Raw genomic sequence first — 274 nt, forward strand, 5'->3', positions numbered from 1 at the left:
GCTTCGCGGACGGTGCGGAATATGACCTGCTGCTGGTGCCAGGCGGCATGGGCACACGTGCGGAAGCCGGGAACGCAGCAATGCTGTCTTGGCTGAGCCAAGCCGCGGGTAATGCAGAGGTCGTGATGAGCGTCTGCACCGGTTCCGCGCTCCTGGCCCGGGCCGGCATTCTGGATGACTTGCCTGCGACCTCCAACAAGCGCGCATTTGACTGGGTGCGCAGCCAGTCGGACAAGGTGGACTGGCAGGAGCGCGCCCGCTGGGTGGAGGCGGG

1 protein-coding gene is annotated in these 274 nt (G+C 66.8%); it reads left to right on the top strand.

The features are described 5' to 3' along the window. On the top strand, positions 1–274 hold a 274-nt coding region (locus RA19_RS25470), incomplete at both ends, for a DJ-1/PfpI family protein (RefSeq protein WP_193748342.1).

The organism is Leisingera sp. ANG-M1 (assembly GCF_000813745.1).
Taxonomy (GTDB): Bacteria; Pseudomonadota; Alphaproteobacteria; order Rhodobacterales; family Rhodobacteraceae; genus Leisingera.